This is a genomic window from Thioalkalivibrio sp. ARh3 (assembly GCF_000377265.1).
GTDB lineage: Bacteria > Pseudomonadota > Gammaproteobacteria > Ectothiorhodospirales > Ectothiorhodospiraceae > Thioalkalivibrio > Thioalkalivibrio thiocyanoxidans.
In genome coordinates this window covers 187,170-205,529 of record NZ_KB897950.1, presented here as the reverse complement: position 1 = coordinate 205,529, position 18,360 = coordinate 187,170, and the positions used below count along the sequence as shown (strand labels likewise).

The window sequence follows — 18,360 nt, the reverse complement described above, 5'->3', positions numbered from 1 at the left end:
GTTATTTACCGCACCCCAGACGCAAGAAAGCCGACCACCTGGGCCGGCTTTCCTGTCGCGGGTCGCTTAGCCGATCAGGCGGCTTCGCCATTCCCCTGATCCGCGTCCGGCTCCGGCCGATCGACCAGCTCCACGTACGCCATCGGGGCATTGTCGCCCGCGCGATACCCGCACTTCAGAATCCGCAGGTACCCACCGGGCCGCCCCTCGTAGCGCGGGCCCAGCTCGTTGAACAGCTTCCCCACGACCTCCTTGTCGCGCAGCCGCGCGAACGCGGTCCGGCGCCCGTGCACGCTGTCTTCCTTCGCGAGGGTGATCAGCGGTTCGGCGACGCGGCGCAGTTCCTTGGCCTTCGGCAGCGTGGTCTTGATCAGTTCGTGCCGGAACAGGGCCACGGACAGGGCCTGAAAGGTGGCCTTGCGGTGCGAGCTGTTACGGCCCAGCTGACGGCCGGAATGACGATGACGCATGAGAGATTTCCTCTGAAATACGGTTGGCGCGAAGCGCCGTGATTACTCGTTGTCGTCGCGCAGACCCGGCGGCGGCCAGTTCTCGAGACGCATCCCGAGCGACAGACCATGAGTGGCCAGCGTGTCCTTGATCTCGGTCAGCGACTTCTTGCCCAGGTTGGGCGCACGCAGCAGCTCAACCTCAGTGCGCTGCACCAGATCGCCGATGTAGTACAGGTTCTCGGCCTTCAGGCAGTTCGCCGAACGCACGGTCAGTTCCAGCTCGTCCACCGGACGCAGCAGGATCGGATCGATCGCGCCGGCAGTCGTGCCCGGCACCTCGCCCATCTCTTCCTGGAGATCGACGAACGGGGCTAGCTGACCCTGCAGGATCGTCGCCGCCTGACGCACCGCGTCATCCGGGGCGATCGCACCATTGGTTTCGAGCTCCAGCACCAAGCGATCCATGTCGGTGCGCTGCGCCAGACGGGCGCTCTCGACACGGTAGGCCACGCGGCGGATCGGGCTGAAACTGGCGTCCAGCAGCAGCCGACCAATGCCGGTCTCGTCGCCTTCGGCCTGGCGGCGAGTGCTCACCGGCTCGTAGCCGCGTCCGGCACGGGCGCTCAGGGTCATGTCGAGCTCGACGTTCTTGGTGATGGTCGCGATCACGTGCTCGGGGTTCACCACCTCGACGTCGTGATCCACGGTGATGTCACCAGCGGTCACCACGCACGGGCCCTTCTTCTTCAGGGTCAGCGTCGACTCTTCGCGGCTGTGCATACGCAGCGCCACACCCTTCAGGTTCAGCAGGATGTCGACCACGTCTTCCTGCACACCCTCGATCGCGGTGTACTCGTGCAGCACGCCCTCGATACGGGCCTCGACGATCGCGGCACCCGGGATCGACGACAGCAGTACGCGGCGCAGGGCGTTACCCAGCGTATGACCGAAGCCCCGCTCGAGCGGCTCCAGCGCGACCTTGGCCTGGTTCCGATTCTCGGCCTCGACCTCGATCTGTTGTTTCTTGACCAGTTCGTTGGACTGCATGGTGTCTCCTGGCGGAAGGCCGCTATACGATTACTTCGAGTACAGCTCGACGACGAGCGACTCGTTGATGTCGGCGGGCAGGTCGGAGCGGTCGGGGATCGCCTTGAAGGTGCCCTCGAACTTGCTCGTATCCACTTCCACCCAGGACGGAAAACCGCTCTGCTCGGCCAGGGTCATCGCATCCTGGATGCGCACCTGCTTGCGTGCCTTCTCGCGTATGCTGACCACGTCGGAGGGCTGCACCTGGTAGGCAGCAATGTTCACCACCTGTCCATTGACCAGCACCGCGCGGTGCGACACCAGCTGACGCGCCTCGGAGCGGGTGCTCCCGAAGCCCATGCGATACACGACGTTGTCCAGACGGCCCTCCAGCAGCTTCAGCAGGTTCTCACCCGTGGAGCCCTTGCGCTGGGCGGCCTTCTTGTAATAGTTGCGGAACTGCTTTTCCAGCACCCCGTAGATGCGGCGCAGCTTCTGCTTTTCGCGCAGCTGCACGGCGTAATCGGACAGGCGGGTGCGGCGTTCGCCGTGCTGCCCCGGGGCCTTGTCCAGCTTGCACTTGGTCTCCAGCGCGCGCGCCCGGCTCTTCAGCCCCAGGTCCACGCCTTCGCGGCGACTCAGCTTGCATTTCGGTCCAATGTAACGAGCCATTCTTGAACTCCAGCCTTAAACGCGGCGTTTCTTGGGCGGCCGGCAGCCGTTGTGGGGGATCGGGGTTACATCACTGATGTTGGTGATCTTGAACCCCGCGTTGTTCAGCGCACGAACCGCCGACTCGCGACCCGGGCCCGGCCCGCGCACCATCACGTCGAGGTTCTTCACGCCATGCTCGGCGGCAGCCGAACCCGCACGTTCCGCGGCCACCTGGGCCGCGAACGGGGTCGACTTGCGCGAGCCACGGAAGCCGGACCCACCGGAAGTGGCCCAGCTGATCGTGTTGCCCTGACGATCGGTGATGGTGATGATCGTGTTGTTGAACGTGGCGTATACGTGAGCCACGCCCTCGGCGATATTCTTGCGGACCTTTTTCTTGGTCCGGGTCTGCGCTTGTGCCATGTACCTGTGATCCCAGTCTGATTACTTACGAATCGGGCGACGCGGGCCCTTGCGGGTCCGGGCGTTCGTCTGCGTCTGCTGGCCGCGCAGCGGCAGGCCGCGACGATGACGCACCCCGCGATAGCAGCCCAGATCCATCAACCGCTTGATGTTCATGCTGATCTCGCGGCGCAGATCCCCTTCCACCGGAATGCGATCGATCTGCGCGCGCAGAGCGTCGACTTCGGCATCGGTCAGATCCCGCACCTTGATTTCCGGACGCACCCCGGCGGCCTCGCAGATCTGGCGCGCCCGGGTCGGGCCAATGCCATAGATCGCGGTCAGCGCAATCACGGTGTGCTTCTGGTCAGGAATATTGATTCCAGCGACGCGAGCCATCCAACATCTCCATCAGAATCCGGCAAAGCCGGCTATAGTAGCAATGAATACCAGTGACGCCAAGCCTTAGCCCTGGCGTTGCTTGTGGCGCTTGTCCGAGCAGATCACGCGGACCACGCCATTACGCCGGATCACCTTGCAGTTGCGGCAGATCGGCTTTACGGATGCCCGTACCTTCATGGTCTTTCTCCTTCAACGGATTCCCAACGGGATGGTCTAGCGGATCCCGGTCCCGCCGAATCCCTTCAGATTCGCCTTTTTCATCAGTCCTTCGTACTGGTGCGACACCAGGTGCGACTGCAACTGGGCCATGAAGTCCATCACCACAATCACGATGATCAACAGCGACGTCCCACCAAAGTAGAAGGGCACGTTCCAGTACAGAATCAGGAACTCCGGTAGCAGACACACGGCGGTGATGTACACCGCACCCACCGCGGTCAACCGGGTCATGACCCCGTCGATAAACCGTTCCGTCTGGACGCCCGGCCGGATCCCCGGGATAAAGGCGCCCTGCTTCTTCAGGTTTTCCGCCGTATCGCGCGAGTTGAACACCAGCGCGGTATAGAAGAAACAGAAGAAAATAATCGCCGCCGCGTAAAAGCCCACGTACAGCGGCTGCCCGGGCGCAAGCGTCGTCGACAGCTCGCGCAGCCAGTCCATCCCCTCGGCCTGCCCAAACCATTGCCCCAGAGTCGAGGGGAACAGAATGATACTCGACGCGAAGATCGGCGGGATCACGCCCGCCATATTCAGCTTCAAAGGCAGGTGGGAAGACTGGCCGCCCACGACCTTTCGCCCCACCTGGCGCTTGGCATAGTTGATCGTGACGCGCCTTTGTCCGCGCTCCACGAACACCACGAAGGCGGTCACCGCAAGCGCCAGCACGATCAGGATCACCACAAACGCGGCCGCCAGTTCACCGGTGCGCGCCAGTTCCAGGGTTCCGCCAATCGCACCCGGAAGGCCCGCCACAATCCCGGCGAAGATAATGATCGAGATCCCGTTGCCGATCCCTCGCTCGGTAATCTGCTCACCCAGCCACATCAGGAACAGCGTCCCGGTCACCAGCGACACGACTACCGTAAAGATAAAGATCGGCCCCGGATTCAGCGCCATCGGCATCCCCTGGATGGTCTGTCCGTTCAGGGCGATCCCGATCCCGATACTCTGAAAGAGCGCAAGCGCCACGGTCCCGTAGCGCGTGTACTGCGTAATCTTCCGGCGACCCTGCTCGCCTTCTTTCTTCAACTGCTGCAGAGCCGGAACGGTCGCCGCGAGCAGCTGCATGATGATCGCCGCCGAGATATACGGCATCACCCCCAGGGCGAAGATCGACAGCCGCTCCAGCGCACCCCCGGAGAACATGTTGAACATGTCCAGGATGGTCCCACTCTGCTCCTCGAAGAACTGAGAGACCGCCACCGGATTGATGCCCGGCACCGGAATAAATGTCCCGATGCGGTAGACGACCAAGGCGCCCAGCACGAAAAGCAGGCGTTGCCGCAACTCCGTAAAGCCGGTGAGCCCGCCACCGGATCGTGCTGTCGCTCCTCGCGCCATTATTCGGCCTCGACGCTCCCGCCGGCCGCCTCAATGGCTGCCTTGGCCCCCTTGGTCACGCCCACGCCATTGACGACGCAGGCCTGGGACACCTCGCCGGAGGCGAAGATCTTCGCGCTCTGGGCGATCTCGGGAATCACGCCGGCCTTTTTCAGGCTCTCCAGCGTGACCGCCCCTTCCACCTTGGCCAGCTCGCTCAGACGCACTTCGGCTGCGTAGCGCTGCTTGCGCGACCGAAAGCCCACCTTGGGGAGGCGGCGCTGCAGCGGCATCTGGCCGCCTTCGAAGCCCGTCTTGGTAAAACCGCCCGACCGGGACTTCTGTCCCTTGTGGCCACGGCCACCGGTCTTGCCGAGGCCGGAGCCGATACCGCGGCCCACGCGCTTGCCCGGCTTGCGAGCGCCGGCGGGGCTGGAAATGTCGTTGAGTCTCATAGGTCAGACTTCCTCTACCTTCAGCAGGTACGACACCTTGCGGACCATACCCAGATTCTCGGGCGTGGCCTCGACTACAGAGGTGCTGTGGGTCTTGCGCAGGCCGAGGCCGCGAACACAGGCCTTGTGGTTCTTCAGCCGTCCAGCGGTGCTGCGCACCAGGGTCAGTTTCAGCTTGCTCATGACTAGCTCGTCACTTCGTCGACAGACTTGCCGCGCTTGGCAGCGACGCGTTCGGGCGAGTTCACCTTGGTGAGCCCTTCGATGGTCGCCTGCACGACGTTAATCGGGTTCCGCGAGCCAACACACTTGGCCAGCACGTTGTGCACCCCCGCGACCTCGAGCACCGCACGCATCGCGCCACCGGCGATCACGCCCGTACCTTCCGAGGCCGGCTGCATGTACACCTTCGCGGCGCCGTGGCGGCCATTGACCGCATAGTGCAGGGTACCGTCCTTCAGCGAGACATCGCGCATCTCCTGACGCGCCTGCTGCATCGCCTTCTGGATGGCCTGAGGGACCTCGCGGGCCTTGCCATAGCCAAACCCGACGCGACCTTCTCCATCACCCACGACAGTCAGGGCGGCAAAGCGGAACTGACGCCCGCCCTTGACCACCTTGGCCACGCGGTTCACGCCGATCAGCTTTTCCTGCAGGCCGTCGGTGGCTTCGCTTACATCATTACGTGCCATTAATCTTCTCCGGTGGGTCGCGCTGGACTAGAACTGCAGGCCGTTTTCACGGGCGGCGTCGGCCAGGGCCTTTACGCGTCCGTGATAACGAAAGCCCGCACGGTCGAACGCGACCTGTTCGATTCCGGCTTTCTTTGCGCGCTCGGCGATCACCTGGCCCACGCGGGCCGCCGCTTCGGCGTTCCCGGTGTTGCCGGCGCTCTTGAGCTCCTTCTCGACGGTGGAGGCCGCAGCCACCACAGCGTCGCCCGAAGGGGCGATGATCTGCGCATACATGTGGCGCGGCGTCCGGTGAATACAGAGACGATGCACCCCCAGCTCGCGGATCTTGAACCGCGCGCGACGCGCCCTCTTGAGTCTAGCCTCTTTCTTGTCCACTGGTGCCTACCTACTTCTTCTTGGCTTCTTTACGCACAATGCGCTCGTCTTTGTACTTCACGCCCTTGCCCTTGTAGGGCTCCGGCGGACGGAAGGCGCGAATATTCGCGGCCACCTGCCCCACCTTCTGGCGATCCGTTCCCTTCACCACCACCTCGGTCGCGCTGGGGGTCTCGATCGTGACCCCTTCGGGCACATCGAACTCGATCGGGTGCGAGTAGCCCAGCGTCAGATTGAGCTTCGTGCCCTGCATCTGCGCCCGGTAGCCAACGCCGACCAGCTCGAGCTTCCGCTCGAAGCCCTCGCTGACGCCGTGTACATGGTTGCCCAGGATGGCGCGGATGGTACCGGCCAGGGCCATGTTCTTGGCGTTTTCGTTGGCCTTCACCCGGACGACGCCGTCCTCGACCGTGACCGTAACCGCCTCGGGGCAAGCCAGCTGCAGCTCGCCCTTCGGACCCTTGACCTTGATCTCGCCTTCGGCCTGCTCCACGGCCACGCCGTTGGGCAGCTGGATCGGCAGATTTGCAATGCGCGACATGGCTGATTCCTCAGTAAATCTTGCAGAGGACCTCGCCACCCTGGCCGGCGGCCCGGGCTGCGCGATCACTCATGACACCCTGCGACGTGGAGATCACCGCAACACCGAGCCCCTGGTTAATCCGCGGGAGCTCGTCCTTGCCGCGGTAGATCCGCAGACCCGGGCGGGAAATCCGTTCAACGCTCTCGATGACCGGACGCCCTTCGAAATATTTCAGCTTAACCAGGAGCTTCTTCTGCGCGGCCTCGCCCTCGACCTGCACGTCGCCCACAAACCCCTCGTCGGCAAACACCTTGAGGATGCGTTCCTTGGCCTTGCTGAACGGGATCGCGACCTGCTCCTTGTTCGCGCGCTGCGCATTGCGCACGCGGGTGAGCATGTCGGAAATCGGATCGGTCATCATTGCTTCTGTCTCCTTACCAGCTCGACTTGCGCAGGCCCGGGATTTCGCCCTTCATGGCGTGCTCCCGCAGCTTGTTCCGCCCAAGGCCGAACCGACGGTAATAACCCTTCGGGCGACCGGTGACGCCACAGCGATTCTTCTGTCGCACCGCCGCGGAATCGCGCGGCAGCTTCTGCAGGGCGTGCATCGCCGCCAGGCGCTCTTCGGAGGACTTCGTTTCGTCCACCAGGATCGCCTTGAGTTCCGCACGCTTCGCTGCGTATTTCTTGACCAGACGGGCGCGCTTTTTTTCGCGCTCGATCATCGATGTCTTCGCCATGTGCGCCTACCTCTTAGTTGCGGAACGGGAACCGGAAGGCTTCCAGCAGTGCCTTGGCTTCCTCGTCCGTCTTTGCGCTCGTTGTAATGGTGATGTCCATGCCGCGCAGTTTGTCGACACGGTCATAGTCAATTTCGGGGAAGATGATCTGCTCCTTGATCCCCAGCGAGTAGTTCCCGCGACCATCGAACGCCTTGGCGCTGAAGCCCCGGAAGTCACGCACACGCGGCAGGGCCACGTTGATCAGGCGGTCCAGGAACTCGTACATCTGCCGACTACGAAGGGTCACCTTGCAACCGATCGGGTAGTCGTCTCGGATCTTGAACCCGGCGATTGACTTGCGGGCCTTCGTCACCACGGGCTTCTGCCCGGCGATGGCCGTCATGTCGCTGACCGCATGCTCAATGATCTTCTTGTCCGCGACTGCATCACCCAGACCCATGTTCAGGGTCACCTTGGTGACACGCGGGATTTCCATCACGTTCGCATAGCTGAACTGCTGCTGCAGCGCCTGCTTCACGTTGGATTCGTATTCTTCTCTCAAGCGTTCCATAAACCGTCCGTCCGCGTTATGCGTCCACGACCTCGCCGTTCGAACGGAAGACGCGCACCTTGCGGCCGTCTTCCAGGGTCTTGAACGACACGCGATCACCCTTGTCGGTTGCCGGGTTGAAGAGCATTACATTGGAGACATCGATCGGCATTTCCTTCTCGATGATCCCGCCACCGATCCCGCGCTGCGGGTTCGGCTTCTGATGCTTCTTCACCATGTTGATGTTCTGGACCAGGACCTTTCCGTCCAGCACCTTGATGATGGTGCCGCGCCGGCCCTTGTCCTTTCCTGCGATCACGACGACGTCGTCGCCTTTGCGAATCTTCTTCATCACGACCTCACAGCACTTCCGGGGCGAGGGAAATAATCTTCATGTACTTCTCCCCTCGCAGTTCACGCGTCACCGGCCCGAAGATACGAGTGCCGATCGGCTGGTGCTGGTTGTTCAGCAGCACCGCCGCGTTGCGATCGAAACGAATGATCGACCCGTCGGGGCGGCGCACGCCCGAGGCGGTGCGCACCACGACCGCGTTATACACGTCGCCCTTTTTGACCTTGCCGCGCGGGATGGCGTCCTTGACGCTCACCTTGATCACATCGCCCACGCGCGCATAACGACGGTGCGAACCACCCAGTACCTTGATGCACTGGATGCGACGGGCGCCGCTATTGTCGGCGGCCTCGAGAACGGTCTGCATTTGAATCATGACTTATCTCCCAGCGGCCGATCAGAGCGCGTCGTGCCCGACCACTTCGATCAGGGCAAAGCGCTTCTGCTTGGACATCGGCCGGCACTCACGGATACGCACGCGGTCACCCATGCGCGAGACATTGTCCTCGTCATGGACGTGCAGCTTGGTGCTGCGCCGGATGAACTTGCCGTACAGCGGATGACGCACGCGGCGTTCGACCAGGACCGTGCGGGTCTTGTCCATCTTGTCGCTGATCACGCGCCCAACGACGGATCGCTGGGTCTTGGAGACTTGCTCGGTCATCTTCTTAGCCTGCCTTTCGTTCGTTCATCAGCGTCTTGATCTGCGCGATCTCGCGCCGCACCTTGCCGACCCGGTCGGGGCGCGCCAACTGGCCAACGGCCTTCTGCATGCGCAGCCCGAACTGCTCCTTGTAGAGCGCCTCGAGCTCGGTGTTGAGCTCTTCGTCGGATTTCTTTCTCAGTTCGCTCGCTTTCATCACATCACCTGCCGACGGGTAAACACCGTCTTCACCGGCAACTTGGCGGCCGCCAGACGCATCGCTTCGCGCGCCACGTCTTCCTGCACACCTTCCATTTCGTAGAGCATGCGACCGGGCTGCACCTTGCACACCCAGTATTCGACGCCGCCCTTGCCCTTGCCCATACGCACTTCGAGGGGCTTCTTGGTCACCGGCACGTCCGGGAACACGCGGATCCAGATCTTCCCGCCACGTTTGATGTGACGGACCATCGCGCGACGCGCGGCCTCGATCTGGCGGGCGGTAATCCGGCCGCGTTCGACGGCCTGCAGGCCGTACTCGCCGAAGCTGACCTTGGCACCGGTCGAGGCCATGCCCCGGTTACGGCCCTTGAACTGCTTGCGGAACTTGGTTCTTTTTGGCTGCAGCATGATCTTTAAGTCCTAGCTCGCTTTGGCGGCGGCACGGGTCCCTTCGGTCGGCTCCAGGCCAAAGACCTCGCCCTTGAAGATCCAGACCTTCACGCCAATGATCCCGTAGGTGGTCCGCGCTTCCGCAAACCCGTAGTCGATGTCGGCACGCAGGGTGTGCAGCGGTACGCGCCCTTCGCGATACCACTCGGAGCGCGCGATCTCGGCACCGTTCAGGCGACCGGACACGTGTACCTTGATGCCCTGGGCACCGAGGCGCATCGCATTGCCCACCGCCCGCTTCATCGCGCGACGGAACATGATGCGGCGCTCGAGCTGCTGGGCGATCCCTTCGGCCACCAGCTGTGCCTCGACCTCGGGCTTGCGCACTTCCTCGATATTGATCTTCACGCTGCCCTGGTCGAGACCCGTCTCGCGGGCGACGTCGCGGCGCAGCTTCTCGATATCCTCGCCCTTCTTGCCGATCACGATACCCGGACGCGCGGTCTGGATCGTGATGTGCGCGGCCTTGGCCGGTCGCTCGATGCTGATCCGGCTCACCGACGCGTGAGCCAGCTTCTTTTGCAGAAACTCGCGCAGCTGGATGTCGTTGTTGAGCGTCTCGCCAAACTCGCGACCATCGGCGTACCAGGTGGCTGACCACGGGCGAGAGATGCCCAGGCGGATGCCGGTCGGATGTACTTTCTGACCCATGCTTAGGCTCCCTTCTCGCTGACGCCGATGACGATATGGCTGGTACGCTTCAGGATGCGGTTACCGCGGCCCTTCGCACGGGCATGCATCCTCTTGAGCACCGGGCCTTCGTCGACCTGGATACGCGACACGAGCAGCTCGTCGATATCGGCACCGTCATTGTTCTCCGCGTTCGCGATCGCCGACTCCAGCACCTTCTTGACGATGGCGGCCGGCTTCTTCGCGCTGAACGTGAGCTCGTTGAGCGCTTCCTCGACCCGCAGCCCACGGACCTGATCGGCGACCAGGCGAGCCTTTTGCGGGGAGATCCGCGCGAAACGCAGTTTTGCAATCGTTTCCATCGTTCGTCCTCAGCGCGACTTCTTGTTCGCGATATGACCCTTGAAGGTCCGCGTCAAGGCAAATTCGCCCAGCTTGTGGCCCACCATGTTCTCGTTGACGAGTACAGGCACGTGCTGCCGGCCGTTGTGGACAGCGATGGTCAGCCCGACCATTTGCGGGATGATCATCGAACGCCGGGACCAGGTCTTGATTGGACGGCGATCGTTTTTCTCCACCGCCTCTTCCACCTTCTTGCGCAGGTGGTGGTCGACGAACGGGCCTTTCTTCAGTGAACGCGGCATGCTGGGACTCCGTTACTTCTTCCGCCGACGCACAATCATGCCGTCGGTACGCTTGTTGTTGCGGGTCTTGTAACCCTTAGTCGGACGACCCCACGGGGTCACCGGGTGGCGGCCGAAGTTGCGGCCTTCGCCACCACCGTGCGGGTGGTCGACCGGGTTCATGGCCGTACCACGAACCGTCGGGCGCACACCCTTCCAGCGCTTGGCGCCGGCCTTCCCGAATTTCTTCAGGCTGTGCTCGGAATGACCCACTTCGCCAACCACGGCACGGCACTCCGACGGCACCCGGCGCATTTCGCCCGAGCCCAGACGCAGGGTCGCATGCTGGCCTTCGCGGGCCACGACCTGCGCGGAGGTACCGGCGGAGCGAACCATCTGCGCGCCCTTGCCGGGCTTCAGCTCCACGCAGTGCACGGTGGTACCGACCGGGATCGAGCGCAGCGGCATCGCATTACCCGGCCGAATCGGCGCCTGGCTGCCACTGGCGACCTGATCACCCTGTTTCAGCCCCTTCGGCGCGATGATGTAGCGACGCTCGCCATCGGCGTAGAGCAGCAGGGCCAGATGGGCGCTACGGTTCGGGTCGTACTCCAACCGTTCGACGCGCGCGGGGACGTTGTCCTTGTTGCGCTTGAAGTCGACCACGCGATAGCGCTGCTTGTGGCCTCCGCCGACGTGACGGGTCGTGATCCGGCCCGTGTTGTTGCGACCACCGGACCGAGTCTTCTTTTCGATCAGCGCGGCATGCGGCGCACCCTTGTACAGGTTGTCACCACGGATCTGGACCGCGTGGCGACGCCCGGCCGAGGTCGGATTCGTCTTGATAATCGCCATGACTAGACCTGGTCTCCTTCACCCATGTCGATGCTTTCGCCTTCGGCGAGCGACACATAGGCCTTCTTCCAGTGGTTGCGACGCCCGAACAGGCGGCCGAAGCGCTTCTGCTTGCCCTGCTGCTTGAGGGTGCGCACATTTTCCACACGCACCTCGAACAACTGCTCGACCGCCGCCTTGATCTCGTCCTTGCTCGCATCGGGCAGCACGCGAAACACGTACTGGCCCATCTCGCCGGCCATGGTGGACTTCTCCGAGACCACCGGACCCTGAATCACCTGCATCAGACGCGCACTCATGCCAGCCACCCCTCAATCTTGCGGATTGCCGCTTCGGTCATCACGACCGTTTCCGCGCCGACCAGGTTCGCCGGGTTGATCCCGGCAGCGTCGACCACGTCGATGTGCGGCACATTACCGAGCGCACGCGCCGTCATCTCGTCGTATTCGGCCAGCACGACCAGCCCCTTCGCCAGGCCGAGCTCGTTGAGCTTCGCCACGCCGTCACGGGTCTTGCCGGAGGCAACCGCGAAGTCCGCAACCACCTTGAGACGATCCTGACGGACCAGCTCGGAGAGGATCGACGCCATCGCGGCGCGATACATCTTCTTGTTCAGCTTCTGCGAGAAGTCGCGATTGCGCGCCGCGAACACCTTGCCACCACCGGTCCACAGGGGGCTGCGGATCGTGCCCGCGCGGGCCCGGCCGGTGCCCTTCTGGCGGAACGGCTTGGCGCCACCCCCGCTGACATCGGAGCGCGTCTTCTGTGCGCGCGTGCCCTGGCGCTGGCCGGCGAGAAACGCGACCACGCTCTGGTGCACAAGCGACTCGTTGAAGTCGCGCTCGAAGCAAACGGGCGACAACTCCACGCTGGCGCCGGTATCGGCTGTCGTTACTTGCATTGTCTTCAACCCTTCGCCTTGACGGCCGGACGAATCATCACGTCGGTGCTCGGCGCACCCGGGACCGCACCCTGGATCAGCACCAGACTGCGATCCGCATCCACCCGAACCACCTTCAGGTTCTGGATGGTCTTGCGCTCGGCGCCCATATGGCCAGCCATCTTCTTGCCCTTGAACACGCGACCCGGGCTCTGGTTCTGCCCGATCGAACCCGGGGCGCGGTGCGCCAGCGAGTTCCCGTGCGTCGCGTCCTGGGTGCGGAAGTTGTGACGCTTGACCGCACCCTGAAAACCCTTGCCCTTGCTCTGCGAGGTCACGTCCACGACCTGACCTTCCTCAAAGCGATCGACGGTAATCGCATCGCCCGGGGCAAGACCGTCGAGCTCGGATTCGTCGACCCGGAACTCCCACAGGCCGCGACCCGGCTCCACCGAGGCTGCCGCGTAGTGCCCGGCTTCGGGCTTGCTGACCCGGGACGGCTTGCGGCTGCCCGCCGTCACCTGGACCGCGTTGTAACCGTCGCCTTCGGTGCGCTTGATCTGGACCACGCGATTGTTGTCCACCTGCAGCACAGTCACCGGCACGGAGACACCGTCGTCGGTGAAGACGCGGCTCATGCCTAGTTTGCGACCGATGAGTCCAATGGCCATTGCAAAACCCCTTCCGTATCGAACGGCGCTGGCGAGCGCCCTAAAGCCGTGGCCCGGCGAACAATTCCGCCGGGCCACGGAAAGCCCAATAGTATGGCAGAAAGTTACGAGTTAGTTAAGTCGAATCTGAACATTCACGCCGGCGGCGAGATCCAGCTTCATCAGGGCATCCACGGTCTTGTCGGTCGGATCGAGGATATCCATCAGACGCTTGTGCGTGCGCAGCTCGTACTGGTCACGCGCGTCCTTGTTGACATGCGGCGAGATCAGCACGGTGTACGACTCGCGCTTCGTCGGCAGCGGGATCGGTCCCTTGACGCGGGCGCCGGTGCGCTTCGCGGTCTCGACGATCTCGGCCGCGGAGCGGTCGATCAGTCGATGGTCAAAGGCCTTAAGGCGAATTCGGATACGCTGGTTTGCCATCTCGTTCACTCAATAATCTTGGATACGACGCCGGCGCCGACGGTGCGGCCGCCTTCGCGGATCGCAAAGCGCAGACCATCTTCCATCGCGATCGGGCTGATCAGCGACACAGTCATTTTCACGTTGTCGCCCGGCATCACCATCTCGGTGCCTTCCGGCAGCTCCACCGAACCCGTCACGTCTGTCGTACGGAAGTAGAACTGCGGGCGATAACCATTGAAGAACGGGGTATGACGGCCGCCCTCGTCCTTGCCCAGGATGTACACCTCGGCCTCGAAATGCGTGTGCGGGGTGATCGAACCCGGCTTGCACAGCACCTGACCACGCTGCACCTCGTCGCGCTTGGTCCCACGCAGCAGAATGCCGACGTTGTCACCCGCCTCGCCCTGGTCCAGCAGCTTGCGGAACATCTCGACACCCGTGACGGTGGTCTTCTGGGTGTCGCGGATACCGACAATCTCGATCTCCTCGCCCACCTTGACCACACCGCGCTCGATACGGCCGGTCACCACCGTGCCGCGGCCCGAGATCGAGAACACGTCTTCCACCGGCATCAGGAAGTCGCCGTCCACGGCGCGTTCCGGTTCCGGAATCCAGCTATCCATCGCCTCGACCAGCTTGTAGATCGCCTGCGCGCCCACTTCGCTGTCGTCACCCTCCAGCGCCTTCAGCGCGGAACCGGTGACCACCGGGGTGTCGTCGCCCGGGAAGTCATACGAGGACAGCAGATCGCGCACTTCCATCTCGACCAGCTCGAGCAGCTCGGGGTCGTCGACCATGTCGGCCTTGTTCAGGAACACCACGATGTACGGCACACCGACCTGACGCGCCAGCAGGATGTGCTCGCGGGTCTGCGGCATCGGGCCATCGGCCGCCGACACCACCAGAATCGCGCCGTCCATCTGCGCCGCACCCGTGATCATGTTCTTCACGTAGTCCGCGTGACCCGGGCAGTCCACATGCGCGTAGTGACGCGTGTCGGATTCGTATTCCACGTGCGCCGTGGCAATCGTAATCCCGCGCGCCTTCTCTTCCGGCGCATTGTCGATCTGGTCAAACGCACGGGCCTCGCTGCCGTACTTCTTGCCCAGCACCGCCGTCATCGCCGCCGTCAGCGTGGTCTTGCCATGGTCCACATGACCAATCGTCCCCACATTCACATGCGGCTTCTTACGCTCGAACTTTTCCTTGGACATCTCTCGCTTCCCCGGATCGTGACGCTTTCACAAGCGACGCAGGTTGTACGCTGACTTACACAAAAAATTGGAGCTCATGACCGGACTTGAACCGGTGACCTCTTCCTTACCAAGGAAGTGCTCTACCGACTGAGCTACATGAGCCTGACCTACCTGGCCAGGGCCGGACCCGAACCTAGCGCCGGATCAACTGGAGCGGGTGATGGGAATCGAACCCACATCATCAGCTTGGAAGGCTGAGGTTCTACCATTGAACTACACCCGCAGAACCCTGGCTTGCCGAACCACCGCCCCGCTACAGGCCGCTGGCTTGAAAACCCGATGGTGGAGGGAGGAGGATTCGAACCTCCGAAGGCTGAGCCAGCAGATTTACAGTCTGCCCCCGTTGACCGCTTGGGTATCCCTCCTCGATCAAGCCGCGTATTCTGAACCAGTGCGAACGACAGCGTCAAGCGGAGACTGCGGGACCGGCGCCGAAGACAGGATTCGCAGCCCGCACGCGCGGGCTCGGCTTCCATTCTCTGCCTATGATCGCTCTCATACGTGGCGTCTGACGGTTTCCATTCCACCACGGACACACGTAGAGTGTGCCTATTGAGGATCAAGGATTCGCGCGTAGACGCCCATGTCCAAAACCACAACGGCGCCCCGCCTGCCGGGGCTGGCCAAGCGTCTCGTGGACGCTGGCCTGATCGCGGAAGATATCGCTGCCCAGATCGCCGAGGAATCGCGCGCTCAGCAGACCCCGTTAATGGCCCTGCTCGCCAGCAAGGGGCAGGTGTCCGAGGCCCGCCTCGCCGAGGCCGCGGCCGAGGAGTTCGGGCTCCCGGTACTGGATTTGTCCTGCTTTGAACCAGAGCTGCTGCCCAAGGATCACCTGAACGAGAAGCTGATCCAGAAGCATCACGCCCTGCCGATCATGCAGCGCGGCAACCGGCTCTATATCGCCGTCTCCGACCCCACCAACCTGGGCGCCACCGACGAGTTCAAGTTCGCCACCGGGATGCCCGTAGAGGCCGTGCTCGTCGAGGGGCACAAGCTGGACCGGCTGATCGACAGCGCCCTGAGCGCCGCCTCGTCACTGATGGACGACCTCGGTGACGACGACCTGGAAAACCTGGCGATCGAGTCCGGTGGCGGCGACGAGGGCGACACCTCGGATGCCGCCGATGCCGTGGACGACGCGCCCGTGGTGCGCTTCGTCAACAAGCTGCTGATGGACGCAATCAACCGCAAGGCATCGGATATCCACCTCGAGCCTTTCGAGAAGGACTTCCGGGTGCGCTTTCGCATCGACGGCGTGCTGCACGAGGTGGCCCACCCACCCAACACCCTGGCGCCAAGGATCACCGCGCGCGTGAAGGTCATGTCGCGCATGGACATCGCCGAACGCCGTGTCCCTCAGGACGGACGCATCAAGCTGAAGCTGTCACGCACCCGTGCGATCGACTTCCGCGTCTCCTCGCTGCCCACGCTGTACGGCGAGAAGATCGTGATGCGTATCCTCGACCCCAGCAGCACCCAGATGGGGATCGACCAGCTGGGCTACGAGGAGCACCAGAAGGAGGCCTACCTCCAGGCGCTCAAGCGGCCCTACGGGATGATCCTGGTTACGGGCCCGACCGGCTCGGGCAAGACGGTGTCCCTGTATACCGGCCTCGGGATCCTGAACACCGCGGACCGCAACATCTCGACGGCGGAAGACCCCTCCGAAATCAACATGCCCGGGGTCAACCAGGTGAACATAAACCCCAAGGTCGGACTGACCTTCGCGAGCGCCCTGCGCGCCTTCCTGCGCCAGGATCCGGACGTGATCATGGTCGGGGAGATCCGCGACCTGGAGACCGCGGAGATCTCGATCAAGGCCGCCCAGACCGGACATCTGGTGCTCTCCACGCTGCACACCAACGATGCGCCGCAGACCCTGACCCGCCTGGCGAACATGGGTGTCCCACCCTACAACATCGCCTCGTCGATCCTGCTGATCATTGCGCAGCGCCTGGCGCGCCGGCTGTGCCCGAACTGCAAGGAGCCGGAGGATCTCCCGGAGGAGGTTCTGCGCAAGGAGGGTTTCACGGACGCGGACATCCAGGCCGGGGTAACCGCCTATCGGGCGGCGGGATGCGACCAGTGCACCAACGGCTACAAGGGGCGGGTCGGCATCTATCAAGTCATGCCGATCAGCGAGGAGATGCAGCGCGGCATCCTGGAGGGCTACAACTCGATGCAACTGGCCCAACAAGCGGCAAAGGAAGGGGTCGAGGACCTGCGTCGCGCCGGCCTGATGAAGGTCATGGCAGGGCTGACCAGCCTCGAGGAAGTCAATCGGGTGACAAAAGACTAGAACGCCACGACCCGTCGGGAGGGACTCCTCCGACCCGGGTCGCCAGCACAGGGGGACAGGTAGATGGCCGATTCCGGGACAATCTACGCGTGGGAAGGGCTGAACAAGAACGGCGACCGGGTCAAGGGCGAGACCCCGGCGGACAGCGAGGCCGTCGCACGGTCAGAGCTGCGCAAGAACGGCATCAACGTCGTCAAGATTCGCAAGAAACCGAAGTCGCTGTTCTCCGGCGGCAACAAGAAGATCGTCCCGGCGGACATCGCCTACTTCCTGCGACAGATGACCACGATGCTGCAATCCGGCGTGCCGCTGGTGCAGGCCTTCGAGATCGTTGGCCGCGGCAACGAAAAGCCGGCCATGCGCGATCTCGTGCTCAAGCTCAAGGCCGACGTCGAGGGCGGCGAGACCTTCGCCGCCGCACTGGCCAAGCAGCCCAAGCACTTCGACGACCTGGTGGTCAACCTGGTCGAGGCCGGTGAACAGGCAGGGACGCTCGAGACCCTGCTGGACAAGGTCGCCACCTACAAGGAAAAGACCGAGGCCCTGAAGGCCAAGATCAAGAAGGCCTTGTTCTATCCGGCCGCGGTCATTGTGGTCGCGATCGTGGTCACCGCGATCCTGCTGATCTACGTGGTCCCGCAGTTCGAATCGCTGTTCCAGGGATTCGGCGCCGACCTTCCGGTCTTCACCCGCATGGTGGTCGACCTCTCCAACTTCGTGCAGGCCTGGTGGTGGTTGATCCTCGCGATCATGGTCGCAATCGGCTTCGCCTTCGTGCAGACCCGACAGCGCTCGCCGCGCTTCGCACGCTTCCTCGACCTCGCCTCGCTCAAGGCTCCGGCTTTCGGCCCGATCCTGCGCAAGGCCGCCATCGCCCGCTTCGCGCGGACGCTGTCCACCATGTTCTCCGCGGGTGTACCGCTGGTCGATGCCCTGACCTCGGTCTCCGGCGCCACGGGTAACGCGCTGTATCGCGAGGCCACGCTGCGCATGCGCGACGAGACCTCGGCCGGGGCCCAGCTGCAGTGGTCGATGCGCAATACCGGGGTGTTCCCCAACATGGTCGTACAAATGGTTTCGATCGGAGAAGAATCCGGGTCGCTGGACTCGATGCTGGCGAAAGTCGCGGACTTCTACGAGGCGGAGGTGGACAACGCCGTGGACAGCCTCTCGAGCCTGCTGGAGCCCCTGATCATGGTGATCCTGGGCGTGCTGGTCGGCGGCCTCGTGATCGCGATGTACCTGCCCATCTTCCAGATGGGTCAGGTTATCTAGG

General features: G+C 63.3%; 31 protein-coding genes and 3 tRNA genes. 2 read left to right on the top strand and 32 right to left on the bottom strand.

The genetic code is table 11. The annotated features are described in order from the left end of the window. Positions 1 to 74: 74 nt before the first annotated feature. From rplQ to C995_RS0109455, 32 genes are all read right to left on the bottom strand, one after another. Positions 75 to 470 (bottom strand): 50S ribosomal protein L17, encoded by a 396-nt coding sequence (gene rplQ, locus C995_RS0109610; protein WP_018864733.1) that lies wholly within the window; start codon positions 468 to 470, stop codon positions 75 to 77. A gap of 42 nt (positions 471 to 512) precedes the next feature. Then, positions 513 to 1,499 carry a DNA-directed RNA polymerase subunit alpha gene (gene rpoA, locus C995_RS0109605; RefSeq protein WP_018864732.1) on the bottom strand — a complete coding sequence of 329 codons (987 nt, stop codon included), beginning with the start codon at positions 1,497 to 1,499 and terminating at the stop codon, positions 513 to 515. 30 nt (positions 1,500 to 1,529) lie between these two features. Further along, positions 1,530 to 2,150 carry a 30S ribosomal protein S4 gene (rpsD, locus tag C995_RS0109600; protein WP_018864731.1) on the bottom strand — a complete coding sequence of 207 codons (621 nt, stop codon included), beginning with the start codon at positions 2,148 to 2,150 and terminating at the stop codon, positions 1,530 to 1,532. A gap of 15 nt (positions 2,151 to 2,165) precedes the next feature. After that, entirely contained in the window at positions 2,166 to 2,555 is a 390-nt protein-coding gene (gene rpsK / locus C995_RS0109595) for a 30S ribosomal protein S11 (protein WP_012983509.1), read from the bottom strand. Positions 2,556 to 2,576: 21 nt separating this feature from the next. Beyond that, entirely contained in the window at positions 2,577 to 2,933 is a 357-nt protein-coding gene (gene rpsM, locus C995_RS0109590) for a 30S ribosomal protein S13 (protein ID WP_018864730.1), read from the bottom strand. A gap of 66 nt (positions 2,934 to 2,999) precedes the next feature. Continuing rightward, positions 3,000 to 3,113 carry a 50S ribosomal protein L36 gene (rpmJ, locus tag C995_RS0109585; RefSeq protein WP_012983511.1) on the bottom strand — a complete coding sequence of 38 codons (114 nt, stop codon included), beginning with the start codon at positions 3,111 to 3,113 and terminating at the stop codon, positions 3,000 to 3,002. Between the two features lie 36 nt (positions 3,114 to 3,149). Further along, positions 3,150 to 4,496, bottom strand: a complete 1,347-nt coding sequence (gene secY, locus C995_RS0109580; RefSeq protein ID WP_026279052.1) for a preprotein translocase subunit SecY — start codon at positions 4,494 to 4,496, stop codon at positions 3,150 to 3,152. Next, positions 4,496 to 4,930, bottom strand: a complete 435-nt coding sequence (gene rplO, locus C995_RS0109575; protein ID WP_018864728.1) for a 50S ribosomal protein L15 — start codon at positions 4,928 to 4,930, stop codon at positions 4,496 to 4,498. The genes secY and rplO overlap by 1 nt, the downstream gene beginning before the upstream one ends. Positions 4,931 to 4,933: 3 nt before the next feature. Continuing rightward, the gene (rpmD, locus tag C995_RS0109570) at positions 4,934 to 5,113 is read right to left on the bottom strand and encodes a 50S ribosomal protein L30 (protein WP_018864727.1); all 180 of its coding nucleotides are present in this window, start codon (positions 5,111 to 5,113) and stop codon (positions 4,934 to 4,936) included. Positions 5,114 to 5,115: 2 nt separating this feature from the next. Beyond that, on the bottom strand, positions 5,116 to 5,622 hold the full coding sequence (gene rpsE / locus C995_RS0109565; protein ID WP_018864726.1) for a 30S ribosomal protein S5: 507 nt from the start codon (positions 5,620 to 5,622) through the stop codon (positions 5,116 to 5,118). A 27-nt stretch (positions 5,623 to 5,649) separates the two neighbouring features. Further along, a complete protein-coding gene (rplR, locus tag C995_RS0109560) occupies positions 5,650 to 6,000 on the bottom strand; it encodes a 50S ribosomal protein L18 (protein WP_018862116.1) in 351 nt (116 codons plus the stop codon). Positions 6,001 to 6,010: 10 nt separating this feature from the next. After that, the gene (rplF, locus tag C995_RS0109555; protein ID WP_018864725.1) at positions 6,011 to 6,541 is read right to left on the bottom strand and encodes a 50S ribosomal protein L6; all 531 of its coding nucleotides are present in this window, start codon (positions 6,539 to 6,541) and stop codon (positions 6,011 to 6,013) included. A 10-nt stretch (positions 6,542 to 6,551) separates the two neighbouring features. After that, positions 6,552 to 6,944, bottom strand: a complete 393-nt coding sequence (rpsH, locus tag C995_RS0109550; RefSeq protein WP_018864724.1) for a 30S ribosomal protein S8 — start codon at positions 6,942 to 6,944, stop codon at positions 6,552 to 6,554. A gap of 13 nt (positions 6,945 to 6,957) precedes the next feature. Further along, complete coding sequence (gene rpsN, locus C995_RS0109545; protein WP_018864723.1) at positions 6,958 to 7,263, bottom strand: 30S ribosomal protein S14; 306 nt, start codon at positions 7,261 to 7,263, stop codon at positions 6,958 to 6,960. Positions 7,264 to 7,276: 13 nt separating this feature from the next. Further along, positions 7,277 to 7,816 (bottom strand): 50S ribosomal protein L5, encoded by a 540-nt coding sequence (gene rplE / locus C995_RS0109540; RefSeq protein WP_018864722.1) that lies wholly within the window; start codon positions 7,814 to 7,816, stop codon positions 7,277 to 7,279. A 16-nt stretch (positions 7,817 to 7,832) separates the two neighbouring features. After that, a complete protein-coding gene (gene rplX / locus C995_RS0109535; RefSeq protein ID WP_018864721.1) occupies positions 7,833 to 8,147 on the bottom strand; it encodes a 50S ribosomal protein L24 in 315 nt (104 codons plus the stop codon). A 7-nt stretch (positions 8,148 to 8,154) separates the two neighbouring features. Further along, the gene (rplN, locus tag C995_RS0109530; RefSeq protein ID WP_018862121.1) at positions 8,155 to 8,523 is read right to left on the bottom strand and encodes a 50S ribosomal protein L14; all 369 of its coding nucleotides are present in this window, start codon (positions 8,521 to 8,523) and stop codon (positions 8,155 to 8,157) included. A 21-nt stretch (positions 8,524 to 8,544) separates the two neighbouring features. After that, positions 8,545 to 8,811, bottom strand: a complete 267-nt coding sequence (gene rpsQ, locus C995_RS0109525) for a 30S ribosomal protein S17 (protein ID WP_018864720.1) — start codon at positions 8,809 to 8,811, stop codon at positions 8,545 to 8,547. A gap of 4 nt (positions 8,812 to 8,815) precedes the next feature. Then, a complete protein-coding gene (gene rpmC / locus C995_RS0109520; RefSeq protein ID WP_018864719.1) occupies positions 8,816 to 9,007 on the bottom strand; it encodes a 50S ribosomal protein L29 in 192 nt (63 codons plus the stop codon). Continuing rightward, positions 9,007 to 9,420, bottom strand: a complete 414-nt coding sequence (rplP, locus tag C995_RS0109515) for a 50S ribosomal protein L16 (protein ID WP_018862122.1) — start codon at positions 9,418 to 9,420, stop codon at positions 9,007 to 9,009. Before rplP ends, rpmC begins: the two co-directional genes overlap by 1 nt. 12 nt (positions 9,421 to 9,432) lie before the next feature. Then, positions 9,433 to 10,113: a 30S ribosomal protein S3 gene (rpsC, locus tag C995_RS0109510; RefSeq protein ID WP_018864718.1), complete on the bottom strand. Its 681-nt coding sequence runs from the start codon at positions 10,111 to 10,113 to the stop codon at positions 9,433 to 9,435. Positions 10,114 to 10,115: 2 nt separating this feature from the next. Further along, positions 10,116 to 10,454: a 50S ribosomal protein L22 gene (gene rplV / locus C995_RS0109505; protein ID WP_018864717.1), complete on the bottom strand. Its 339-nt coding sequence runs from the start codon at positions 10,452 to 10,454 to the stop codon at positions 10,116 to 10,118. A 9-nt stretch (positions 10,455 to 10,463) separates the two neighbouring features. Then, complete coding sequence (gene rpsS, locus C995_RS0109500; RefSeq protein ID WP_018864716.1) at positions 10,464 to 10,736, bottom strand: 30S ribosomal protein S19; 273 nt, start codon at positions 10,734 to 10,736, stop codon at positions 10,464 to 10,466. Between the two features lie 12 nt (positions 10,737 to 10,748). Continuing rightward, positions 10,749 to 11,570 carry a 50S ribosomal protein L2 gene (gene rplB, locus C995_RS0109495; RefSeq protein ID WP_018864715.1) on the bottom strand — a complete coding sequence of 274 codons (822 nt, stop codon included), beginning with the start codon at positions 11,568 to 11,570 and terminating at the stop codon, positions 10,749 to 10,751. A 2-nt stretch (positions 11,571 to 11,572) separates the two neighbouring features. After that, entirely contained in the window at positions 11,573 to 11,869 is a 297-nt protein-coding gene (gene rplW, locus C995_RS0109490) for a 50S ribosomal protein L23 (RefSeq protein ID WP_018864714.1), read from the bottom strand. After that, entirely contained in the window at positions 11,866 to 12,471 is a 606-nt protein-coding gene (gene rplD / locus C995_RS0109485; protein ID WP_018864713.1) for a 50S ribosomal protein L4, read from the bottom strand. The genes rplW and rplD overlap by 4 nt, the downstream gene beginning before the upstream one ends. A gap of 5 nt (positions 12,472 to 12,476) precedes the next feature. Next, a complete protein-coding gene (gene rplC, locus C995_RS0109480) occupies positions 12,477 to 13,121 on the bottom strand; it encodes a 50S ribosomal protein L3 (protein WP_018864712.1) in 645 nt (214 codons plus the stop codon). A 111-nt stretch (positions 13,122 to 13,232) separates the two neighbouring features. Next, positions 13,233 to 13,544, bottom strand: a complete 312-nt coding sequence (gene rpsJ, locus C995_RS0109475) for a 30S ribosomal protein S10 (RefSeq protein ID WP_012983533.1) — start codon at positions 13,542 to 13,544, stop codon at positions 13,233 to 13,235. 5 nt (positions 13,545 to 13,549) lie between these two features. Then, entirely contained in the window at positions 13,550 to 14,740 is a 1,191-nt protein-coding gene (gene tuf, locus C995_RS0109470) for an elongation factor Tu (RefSeq protein WP_018864711.1), read from the bottom strand. Between the two features lie 68 nt (positions 14,741 to 14,808). Further along, a tRNA-Thr gene (locus C995_RS0109465) sits at positions 14,809 to 14,884 on the bottom strand. 47 nt (positions 14,885 to 14,931) lie between these two features. Then, a tRNA-Gly gene (locus C995_RS0109460) sits at positions 14,932 to 15,005 on the bottom strand. Between the two features lie 57 nt (positions 15,006 to 15,062). Continuing rightward, positions 15,063 to 15,147: transfer RNA gene (locus C995_RS0109455), tRNA-Tyr, on the bottom strand. A gap of 218 nt (positions 15,148 to 15,365) precedes the next feature. Between C995_RS0109455 and pilB the strand changes: the two genes are divergently transcribed. Together pilB and C995_RS0109445 are read left to right on the top strand one after the other, a co-directional pair. Beyond that, the gene (pilB, locus tag C995_RS0109450; protein ID WP_018864710.1) at positions 15,366 to 17,084 is read left to right on the top strand and encodes a type IV-A pilus assembly ATPase PilB; all 1,719 of its coding nucleotides are present in this window, start codon (positions 15,366 to 15,368) and stop codon (positions 17,082 to 17,084) included. Positions 17,085 to 17,147: 63 nt separating this feature from the next. Then, on the top strand, positions 17,148 to 18,359 hold the full coding sequence (locus C995_RS0109445; RefSeq protein ID WP_018864709.1) for a type II secretion system F family protein: 1,212 nt from the start codon (positions 17,148 to 17,150) through the stop codon (positions 18,357 to 18,359). Position 18,360 lies beyond the last annotated feature (1 nt).

Bases quoted from the DNA above. Each gene is read 5' to 3' on its own strand.
- rplQ (WP_018864733.1), bottom strand. From the start codon at position 470: ATGCGTCATCGTCATTCCGGCCGTCAGCTGGGCCGTAACAGCTCGCAC.
- rpoA (WP_018864732.1), bottom strand. From the start codon at position 1,499: ATGCAGTCCAACGAACTGGTCAAGAAACAACAGATCGAGGTCGAGGCC.
- rpsD (WP_018864731.1), bottom strand. From the start codon at position 2,150: ATGGCTCGTTACATTGGACCGAAATGCAAGCTGAGTCGCCGCGAAGGC.
- rpsK (WP_012983509.1), bottom strand. From the start codon at position 2,555: ATGGCACAAGCGCAGACCCGGACCAAGAAAAAGGTCCGCAAGAATATC.
- rpsM (WP_018864730.1), bottom strand. From the start codon at position 2,933: ATGGCTCGCGTCGCTGGAATCAATATTCCTGACCAGAAGCACACCGTG.
- rpmJ (WP_012983511.1), bottom strand. From the start codon at position 3,113: ATGAAGGTACGGGCATCCGTAAAGCCGATCTGCCGCAACTGCAAGGTG.
- secY (WP_026279052.1), bottom strand. From the start codon at position 4,496: ATGGCGCGAGGAGCGACAGCACGATCCGGTGGCGGGCTCACCGGCTTT.
- rplO (WP_018864728.1), bottom strand. From the start codon at position 4,930: ATGAGACTCAACGACATTTCCAGCCCCGCCGGCGCTCGCAAGCCGGGC.
- rpmD (WP_018864727.1), bottom strand. From the start codon at position 5,113: ATGAGCAAGCTGAAACTGACCCTGGTGCGCAGCACCGCTGGACGGCTG.
- rpsE (WP_018864726.1), bottom strand. From the start codon at position 5,622: ATGGCACGTAATGATGTAAGCGAAGCCACCGACGGCCTGCAGGAAAAG.
- rplF (WP_018864725.1), bottom strand. From the start codon at position 6,541: ATGTCGCGCATTGCAAATCTGCCGATCCAGCTGCCCAACGGCGTGGCC.
- rpsH (WP_018864724.1), bottom strand. From the start codon at position 6,944: ATGATGACCGATCCGATTTCCGACATGCTCACCCGCGTGCGCAATGCG.
- rpsN (WP_018864723.1), bottom strand. From the start codon at position 7,263: ATGGCGAAGACATCGATGATCGAGCGCGAAAAAAAGCGCGCCCGTCTG.
- rplE (WP_018864722.1), bottom strand. From the start codon at position 7,816: ATGGAACGCTTGAGAGAAGAATACGAATCCAACGTGAAGCAGGCGCTG.
- rplX (WP_018864721.1), bottom strand. From the start codon at position 8,147: ATGAAGAAGATTCGCAAAGGCGACGACGTCGTCGTGATCGCAGGAAAG.
- rplN (WP_018862121.1), bottom strand. From the start codon at position 8,523: ATGATTCAAATGCAGACCGTTCTCGAGGCCGCCGACAATAGCGGCGCC.
- rpsQ (WP_018864720.1), bottom strand. From the start codon at position 8,811: ATGACCGAGCAAGTCTCCAAGACCCAGCGATCCGTCGTTGGGCGCGTG.
- rpmC (WP_018864719.1), bottom strand. From the start codon at position 9,007: ATGAAAGCGAGCGAACTGAGAAAGAAATCCGACGAAGAGCTCAACACC.
- rplP (WP_018862122.1), bottom strand. From the start codon at position 9,420: ATGCTGCAGCCAAAAAGAACCAAGTTCCGCAAGCAGTTCAAGGGCCGT.
- rpsC (WP_018864718.1), bottom strand. From the start codon at position 10,113: ATGGGTCAGAAAGTACATCCGACCGGCATCCGCCTGGGCATCTCTCGC.
- rplV (WP_018864717.1), bottom strand. From the start codon at position 10,454: ATGGAAACGATTGCAAAACTGCGTTTCGCGCGGATCTCCCCGCAAAAG.
- rpsS (WP_018864716.1), bottom strand. From the start codon at position 10,736: ATGCCGCGTTCACTGAAGAAAGGCCCGTTCGTCGACCACCACCTGCGC.
- rplB (WP_018864715.1), bottom strand. From the start codon at position 11,570: ATGGCGATTATCAAGACGAATCCGACCTCGGCCGGGCGTCGCCACGCG.
- rplW (WP_018864714.1), bottom strand. From the start codon at position 11,869: ATGAGTGCGCGTCTGATGCAGGTGATTCAGGGTCCGGTGGTCTCGGAG.
- rplD (WP_018864713.1), bottom strand. From the start codon at position 12,471: ATGCAAGTAACGACAGCCGATACCGGCGCCAGCGTGGAGTTGTCGCCC.
- rplC (WP_018864712.1), bottom strand. From the start codon at position 13,121: ATGGCCATTGGACTCATCGGTCGCAAACTAGGCATGAGCCGCGTCTTC.
- rpsJ (WP_012983533.1), bottom strand. From the start codon at position 13,544: ATGGCAAACCAGCGTATCCGAATTCGCCTTAAGGCCTTTGACCATCGA.
- tuf (WP_018864711.1), bottom strand. From the start codon at position 14,740: ATGTCCAAGGAAAAGTTCGAGCGTAAGAAGCCGCATGTGAATGTGGGG.
- pilB (WP_018864710.1), top strand. From the start codon at position 15,366: ATGTCCAAAACCACAACGGCGCCCCGCCTGCCGGGGCTGGCCAAGCGT.
- C995_RS0109445 (WP_018864709.1), top strand. From the start codon at position 17,148: ATGGCCGATTCCGGGACAATCTACGCGTGGGAAGGGCTGAACAAGAAC.